The 7,743-nt window shown below is 69.2% G+C and carries 7 protein-coding genes; 4 read left to right on the forward strand and 3 right to left on the reverse strand.

The window, feature by feature from the left end; all coding sequences use genetic code 11:
- The first annotated feature begins 134 nt into the window (after positions 1-134).
- Positions 135-1,361 (forward strand): APC family permease, encoded by a 1,227-nt coding sequence (locus FNH05_RS26670; protein ID WP_281287632.1) that lies wholly within the window; start codon positions 135-137, stop codon positions 1,359-1,361.
- 49 nt (positions 1,362-1,410) lie between these two features.
- Here FNH05_RS26670 and FNH05_RS26675 read toward each other — a convergent pair whose 3' ends face one another.
- Positions 1,411-2,517: an NAD(P)H-dependent flavin oxidoreductase gene (locus tag FNH05_RS26675; protein ID WP_144591465.1), complete on the reverse strand. Its 1,107-nt coding sequence runs from the start codon at positions 2,515-2,517 to the stop codon at positions 1,411-1,413.
- A 12-nt stretch (positions 2,518-2,529) separates the two neighbouring features.
- The gene (locus FNH05_RS26680) at positions 2,530-4,131 is read right to left on the reverse strand and encodes an acyl-CoA synthetase (RefSeq protein WP_186382753.1); all 1,602 of its coding nucleotides are present in this window, start codon (positions 4,129-4,131) and stop codon (positions 2,530-2,532) included.
- A gap of 64 nt (positions 4,132-4,195) precedes the next feature.
- Here FNH05_RS26680 and FNH05_RS26685 point away from each other — a divergent pair, with 64 nt between their 5' ends.
- Positions 4,196-4,984, forward strand: coding sequence for a crotonase/enoyl-CoA hydratase family protein (locus FNH05_RS26685; protein WP_144591467.1), 789 nt, complete (start codon positions 4,196-4,198; stop codon positions 4,982-4,984).
- A gap of 464 nt (positions 4,985-5,448) precedes the next feature.
- Here FNH05_RS26685 and FNH05_RS26690 read toward each other — a convergent pair whose 3' ends face one another.
- Positions 5,449-6,603 carry an erythromycin esterase family protein gene (locus tag FNH05_RS26690; protein ID WP_144591468.1) on the reverse strand — a complete coding sequence of 385 codons (1,155 nt, stop codon included), beginning with the start codon at positions 6,601-6,603 and terminating at the stop codon, positions 5,449-5,451.
- Between the two features lie 81 nt (positions 6,604-6,684).
- Here FNH05_RS26690 and FNH05_RS26695 point away from each other — a divergent pair, with 81 nt between their 5' ends.
- Together FNH05_RS26695 and FNH05_RS26700 are read left to right on the forward strand one after the other, a co-directional pair.
- Positions 6,685-7,422, forward strand: coding sequence for a TioE family transcriptional regulator (locus FNH05_RS26695; RefSeq protein WP_144591469.1), 738 nt, complete (start codon positions 6,685-6,687; stop codon positions 7,420-7,422).
- A gap of 80 nt (positions 7,423-7,502) precedes the next feature.
- Positions 7,503-7,743 (forward strand): PhlB family protein (locus tag FNH05_RS26700; RefSeq protein WP_483964229.1); only part of this gene is annotated, 241 nt, incomplete at its 3' end.

The raw sequence follows: 7,743 nt of genomic DNA on the forward strand, positions 1-7,743 counted from the left end.
AAGCATTCCTTTCCACCTCATGCCGCCAAGACGGTACGGGCACCCCGGACGGTTGCATCGGGACTCGCACGGGCGCACGGGGGAGGCTGGGGTTGAATGGATCCGCCAGGGTGCCCCGAGTGAGGAGCCAGCACTTGTCCGATCAGCTGAAGCGGCGCCTGGGCACCGGTGACGCGGTGGTCATCGGCCTGGGCTCGATGATCGGCGCCGGGGTGTTCGCGGCCTTCGCGCCCGCGGCCCGCGCCGCCGGGCCGGGCCTGCTCCTCGGGCTCGCCGTGGCCGCCGTCGTCGCCTACTGCAACGCGATGTCCTCCGCCTGGCTCGCCGCGCGCTACCCCGCCTCCGGCGGAACCTACGTGTACGGGCGGGAACGGCTCGGCCCGTTCTGGGGCTACCTGGCGGGCTGGGGATTCGTGGTCGGGAAGACCGCGAGCTGCGCGGCGATGGCGCTCACCGTGGCCGCCTACGCCGCACCCGGGCTCTCGCGGCACTGGCAATCGGCCATCGCGGCCGGTGCGGTGCTCGCTCTGACCGCACTGAACTACCGGGGTGTGCAGCGGTCGGCGCTGGTCACCCGGATCATCGTCTCGGTGACGCTGCTGGTGCTCACCGCCTCGGTGGTGGCCATCGCGGTCGTCGGCCACCCGGGCACGCAAGCGCTTTCCGGCTTCCCCGGTTCGGGGGCCGGTGGCATCCTGGAGGCGGCCGGACTGCTGTTCTTCGCCTTCGCCGGGTACGCGCGCATCGCCACGCTCGGCGAGGAGGTGCGCGACCCCGCCCGGACGATCCCGCGTGCCATCCCGATCGCGCTCGGGTTGACGCTCGTGGTGTACGCGGCGGTCGCGATCGCCCTGCTGCTCGAACTCGGACCGGACGACCTGGCCACCGCCGCGGACCCACTGGCGCAGGCGGTCCCGTCGTGGCTCGCCCCGGTGGTGCGGGCCGGTGCGGCACTGGCCGCACTGGGTTCGCTGCTGGCGCTCGTCCTGGGCGTGTCCCGCACGACCTTCGCGATGGCAAGGGACGGCCACCTCCCGGCCGTGCTCGCCGCCGTGCACCCGCGGTTCGGGGTGCCGCATCGCGCGGAGGTCACCGTCGGGGTGGTGGTCGCGATCCTGGTCGCCTTCACCGATCTGCGCGGCGCGATCGGGTTCTCCTCGTTCGCCGTGCTGGCCTACTACGCGATCGCCAACGCCAGCGCCTGGACGCTGCGCCGATGGCGGATCGTGCCCGCGGTGGGCCTGGCCGGATGTGTCGTGCTCGCCTTCAGCCTGCCCGCCGTCTCGGTGATCTCCGGGATCGTGGTCCTCGCCGTCGGTGCGGCCACCTGGCCCATCCGCTTCTCCTCGCGGACACGGTGAAGCGGCCCCGCCCACCCTCACCGGCGGGGGCCGCTTCGCACCCGCGAAATCAGCGCGTCTTGTCGAGCCTCGCCAGCGTCTGCTCGTAGCCCTCGACCAGCTCGGCCATGATCTCGGCGACGGGGCGGATCCCCTTGATGCGCCCGATGATCTGACCGGCCGGCATGGACACCAGGTCCGGGTCGTTCGTTTCGTGCAGCCGGTTGTGCGCCGGGGTGACCAGCAGGTTCTGCAGGGGCATCGGCAGCGGCTGCGGTGCGTCCGGCTTCGCCCACGCCTCGGTCCACTTCGTCCTGAGCAGCCGGGCCGGTTTCCCGGTGTAGATCCGCGTCCGCACGGTGTCCGACGAACTCGCGCGGACCAGCGCGGTCTGCATCGCGGCCGAGGCGGGCATCGTGTTGAGGTACTCCTCGGTGGCCAGCCAGTACGAACCCATCCACACCCCGGACGCACCGAGCGCGAGGGCCGCCGCCGCCTGGCGCCCGGAGCCGATCCCGCCCGCGGCGAGCACCGGTGCGCGGTCGCCTACCGCGTCGACGATCTCCGGCAGCAGCACCATGGAACCGATCTCACCGGTGTGGCCCCCGGCCTCGTACCCCTGCGCCACCACGAAGTCGACCCCGTTGTCGACGTGCCGCACGGCGTGCTCGGCCTTGCCCGCGAGCGCCGCCACCGGCACCCCGTGCGCGTGCGCCTGGTCGATCACGTCCTTCGGCGGGGAGCCGAGCGCGTTGGCGATCAGCTTGATCGGGTGTTTGAGCGCGACCTCCACGTGCGAGCGGGCCACCGAGTGCAGCCAGCCCAGCACACCCGCGCGTTCCTCGGTGTCCTCCGGCAGCTCCGGCACCCCCAGCTCGTGCAGGGTGCGCTCCACGAACGCCCGGTGCTCGTCGGGGATCAGCTTGGCGAGGTCGACCTGGGTGCCCTCGGTGGGGATCTTCGCCGGCATCACGATGTCGACCCCGTACGGTTTGCCGTCCGTGTTGGCGTCCATCCAGTCGAGCACCTCGTCGAGCTCTTCCGGATCGTTGAACCGGACGCAGCCGAGCACGCCGAGACCACCGGCCCTGCTGATCGCCGCCGCGACATGCTGTGACGGCGTGAAGCCGAAGATCGGGTACTGGATGCCGAGCGTGTCGCACAACGCGGTACGCATGAGGGTTCCTTCCTAGACCTGGACGGCGGGGGTGTGCTCCGCCGCGTACTTCTGCGCCCACGGGTAGTCGGCCTTGCCGCTGGGCGAACGGCCGATCCTGTCGACCACCCAGATCGAGCGCGGCACCTTGTACCCCGCGATCTCCTTCCGCACGTGCGCTTCGATCCCGGCGAAGTCGGGCGTCTGGCCGGGACGGGTCTGGATGACCGCGGCGACCCGCTGCCCCAGCCGCTCGTCCGGCACGCCGATGACGAGTGCGTCGAACACGTCCGGATGCGATTTGAGCGCGCCCTCGACCTCTTCCGGGAAGACCTTCTCGCCGCCGGTGTTGACGCACTGGGAGCCGCGGCCGAGCAGGGTGACGGTGCCGTCCTCCTCGTAGCGCGCCCAGTCGCCGGGGATGACGTACCGGACCCCGTCGATCTCGGCGAAGATGGTCCGGCTCTTCTCCGGGTCCTTGTAGTAGCCCAGCGGCACGTGACCACGCCGCGCGATCCGGCCGATCGCGCCCGGCTTGCGCTCGACGACGTTGTCGTCCTCGTCCAGCAGGATGGAGTGCTTGCTGAAGTTGACGCGGGGGCCCTGCGAATGGTCGGCGTCCTTGGCCACCATGCCGATCCCGGTGAAGCCGCTTTCGGTGGAGCCGATGGCGTCGGTGAGCAGCACGTTGGGGAAGGCCTCGAGATACTGCTGTTTGACCGACTGCGAGAACAGCGCGGCGTGGCTGGAGACCGCGACCAGCGACGAGGCGTCGTAACCGCCGCGGTGGTAGGCCTCGATCAGCGGGCGGGCCATGGCGTCGCCGACGACCGTGAGGACCTGGACCTTGTGGTCGACGATGTGGCGCCAGACGTCGTCCGGGTCGAACTGCGGCACGAACACGACGGTGCCGCCGGCGAACAGGCCGCCGAAGGCGGCCCACTGCGCGGCACCGTGGATCAGCGGGGCGACCGGCAGGCGGACCAGTCCGCCCTGCTTGCCCTGCTCGGCCAGGGTCCACTCGTCGGGCACGTACTCGCCGGTGACGAAGTCGATCCCGCCGCCGAGTGCGCGGAACACGTCTTCGTGGCGCCAGATCACGCCCTTCGGGAAACCGGTGGTGCCCCCGGTGTAGAGCATGTAGATGTCGTCGCCGCTGCGCTCGCCGAAGTCGCGGTTCGGTGCGCCCTCCGCGATCGCGTCGGCGTAGGCGACCCCTTCGTAGGGCAGCCCGCTCCCGTCTTCGACAACTACAACGTGTTTCAGTTTCGGCGCCTCCGGCAGCACCTGGGCGACCTTGTCCGAGTACTGGCGTTCGTGCACCAGCGCGACCAGGTCGGCATTGGTGAACAAGTACTTCAGCTCACCGTGGACGTACCGGTAGTTCACGTTGATCGCGATGGCACGCAGCTTGAACGCCGCGAACATCGTCTCGACCATCTCGATGGAGTTTCGCGAGTACACGCCGATGTGATCACCCTTGCCGACACCCTGCGCCGCAAGGTGGTGGGCGAGGCGATTGGCGCGCTCTTCCAGTTGTGCGTAGGTGACGCTCCGGCCGCCGCAGACGACCGCGGTGCGATCCGGCACGGCGTCGACGGCGTGCTCCAGCAGATCCGCGATGTTGTATGCCACCCAGCCAAAGTAGAACATGTTATCGTTCTGGGCAATGGTCTCATCGGGCCCGACGGAGGTATGCATGACCGAGCCGCACGCTCTGGTGGAACAACGCGGGCACACGCTCGTGGTGACGCTGAACCGGCCCAAGGTCAGGAACGCGATCAGCGGCGAGATGATGGCGATCATGGTCGAGGCCTGGAACCGGGTCGACTCCGATCCGGTAATCCGGAGCTGCGTGCTCACCGGGGCCGGCGGCGCGTTCTGCGCCGGGGCCGATCTCAAGTCGATGTCGGCCAACTCCCCCGCCGACTCCTACGAACGCGGCACCTTCGACCCGGGAAAGATCGAGGGTCTGCTCAAGGGCAGGCGGCTGACCAAACCGCTGATCGCGGCGGTCGAGGGGCCCGCGATCGCGGGCGGCACCGAGATCCTGCAGGGCACCGACATCCGCATCGCCGGTGAGAGCGCGAAGTTCGGGGTGTCCGAGGCACGCTGGGGCCTGTTCCCGATGGGCGGCTCCGCGGTCCGCCTGCCGCGCCAGATCCCCTACACCGTCGCCGCCGAGATCCTGCTGACCGGCAGGCACATCACCGCGGCCGAGGCGAAGGAGATCGGCCTCATCGGGCGCGTCGTCCCCGACGGCACCGCGCTGGACCACGCGCTGGAGGTGGCCGAGCTGATCGCCGCGAACGGACCGCTGGCGGTGCAGGCGATCCTGCGCACCATCCGCGACACGGAGGGCATGCACGAAGAAGAGGCGTTCAAGCTCGAAGCCCAGTACGGACTCAAGGTCTTCCAGTCCGACGACGCCAAGGAAGGTCCCCGCGCCTTCACCGAGAAGCGTCGGCCGAACTTCCAGGGCCGTTGACGGAAGAGGTGACCCCGGGGTCGCATCCAGATCCCGTGCCAGCGATGCCTGTCCCTCCGCCTGGCGCGCACCGTAATGCAATTCCAGGGCAACCTCCTTCGCCACCGAATCCGCATCCCCCAACGCTGCGACCGCGGCCAGCTTCACCGCCTGACACGCATTCGCACAGGCCTCAGCCGCAGCGATCAGCGACAACACCTCATCCCGATCGAGATGGGCGATGCGGTCGTACAGTTCCGGATCGGGCCCGGAAAACCCCCAGTTTTCGGTCACCTCACAAGCCTATCGACGACACAACGCCAACAACATCACACGATCAGGGGCTATTCGAACTGCGTTCGAATAGCCCCTGACGTGCACCGAAAGATGGGGACACCCTGAGGGCATTTACGACCCTCAGAGCCTACTCTTAAGCAAACGGGGAACTCACCCGCGAAACGTGGAACACAAGCGCGGAAAAGGGATCAGCGGCCGGCTTCCGCGCTCAGGGCACCGACGCTGATGTGCAGCACCGCGTCGGCCGCGTCGAGGGTTTCCTGGTCGAGCGGGATGTACCGCTGCTGGTGAGCGACGTCGGTTCGCGGGCGGGCGGAAGCGTCCGCGGCGGGCGTGGCGAAACCCCACGTGGCGATCCGGCGCTGGAGCGAGCCCTCATAGGTATCCGGCTCGGGCTCCGGGACCCCGAGTACCTCGCTGCGCCCCAGGCTGCCGGCGACGAAGGTGTACCGCTCGCCGGACAGAACCGCCGTAATGGCACCGGCGGAGACCCATTCGAGGTCCAGCCCCGGCACACGGATGATGCTCGGGTTCCTCTGCAGGTGGCGGTTGTGCCCGCAGACCAGAGTCGCACCGCGCCCGCTCTCGGCGCTTCGGATGTCGAGGAGGTTCTGGGCCATGAGCGCGTCCCTGGTGGCGGACAGGCGGGATATCCGCGCATTCTGTTCGAGGTGCTGCGCCGCCTGCTTGTGGTAACGCAGCAAGCCGAGACCTGCGGTGAGGTGCGTCCTGGCCCTGAACCAGCGGGCGCGTGAAGTCGCCGCGATCAGTCCCGGTGCGCGCACGTAGAGCATGACGAGCAGGTCGTCGGCGATCGATCGCAGCCGCTCGGCCTCGGCCGTGGCACCGGGCGACCGAGCCGGGTCCATGACCGCCTCCTGGCGGCTCCACCGCTCGTCCTCGCCGAGAAGACTCGCGAGATCGAGGTCGAGTTCCAGGTAGTCGCGGGCGTGTTCGAGGTAGCGCCGCGGGCTCGGAGCACTCATCGTCTCCATCGGGGCGTCGAAGCCGTGGAAGGCCACTCGCTCTTCCGGCGCCCGGTTTTCGTTGTATTCACGCATCCAGGCGACCAGTTGCCGGTTGACGTCCAGCTCTCCGAAGTCATGCGAGAAGCCTTCACGCATCACGGTGTCGAGCGTGCCCACTCCCTTCTGGACGAAGTCGTCCACGGCGAGCGCGGCCACGCGATCGGTCTCGAGGGCGATCGACCGGAAGCCGCGGCCGGCCAGCCGCGCGAACAGTTCGTTCCGGACCCGCCCGAAGGCGGGCTCCCAATGCGTCGGCTCACCAAGCGCCAGCAGCCCGTCTGACGCCGTTACGAAGTGTCGAATGTCCTGACTCATGAGTCTCAATCGTATCGTTGAAAAAACGGTGGAGACTTCTCCCGCACTCGCCACCAATCAAGGGAGTAAAGTCTCAAAGCGGTGATAACACTGCGACCAGCCGACCTCGCGCGGGGGCACGGCATCTCGACCCAGGCGGTCCGCAACTACGAGCGCGACGGGTTCATCCCGTCCGCGGAGCGCACGGCCAGCGGATACCGGATCTACACCGAGGTGCATGCGGCGGCGCTGGACGCGTATCTCGCGCTCGTCCTTGCGTACGGCCACCCGGCCGCCGGGCGGATCATGACCGCGGTCCACCGTGACGAACTCGACGACGTCCTGGCGGTCATCGACCGCGGCCACAGCCAGTTGCTCCGCGACCGGGAAACCCTCGACGCGGTACGGGAGGCGGTGGATCACCTGACCGCGGCACCCGCGGCCGGACCGGGCCGCCCGGTGGCCGCCGATGTCCGGACCATCGGCGAGCTCGCACGCCGCCTCGGCGTCACCCCGGCCACCTTGCGCAACTGGGAGGAGACCGGGATCCTCGCCCCGGCACGAGACCCGGCCACCGGATTCCGCGTCTTCCGCGCCGCCGACGTCCGCGATGCCGAGCTCGCCCACCTCCTCCGGCGCGGGGGTTACCCGCTGGAGTCCATAGCCGTCGTGGTCCGGCAGATCCGGACGGCAGGCGGCACCGAAGCCCTGTCGCACGCGCTGACCGACTGGCGGCGGAAACTCACCGCGCGGGGGCTGGCCATGCTCCGCTCGGCCACCGAGCTCGACCGCTACCTGAGCCTGCGCGACGGTGGTGCGACCCGGCGGACCTCCCGGTAAATCTAGAACTCGTTTCACATGCGGACAGGTATCACCCGTGGCATCTTGCCGCGATTTCGAGAACGTGTTTCACTTCTGCTGTGACTACACCGCTGTCTGCCCCACTCGAGGTCGGCTTCGACTACACACGCTCACTCGGGCCGGTGTTCGGGCGGTTCGTGAACGGCCTGCGCGAGCGGCGGATCGAGGGTGTCCGCGGTTCCGACGGCCGCGTCCACGTGCCGCCGGTCGAGTACGACCCCGTCACCGCGGCCCCGCTCACCGACTTCGTCCCGGTGAGCGCCGAAGGCACCGTCGTTTCCTGGTCCTGGATGGCCGAAC

It is taken from the genome of Amycolatopsis rhizosphaerae, assembly GCF_007713715.1.
GTDB classification, from domain to species: Bacteria; Actinomycetota; Actinomycetes; order Mycobacteriales; family Pseudonocardiaceae; genus Amycolatopsis_E; species Amycolatopsis_E rhizosphaerae.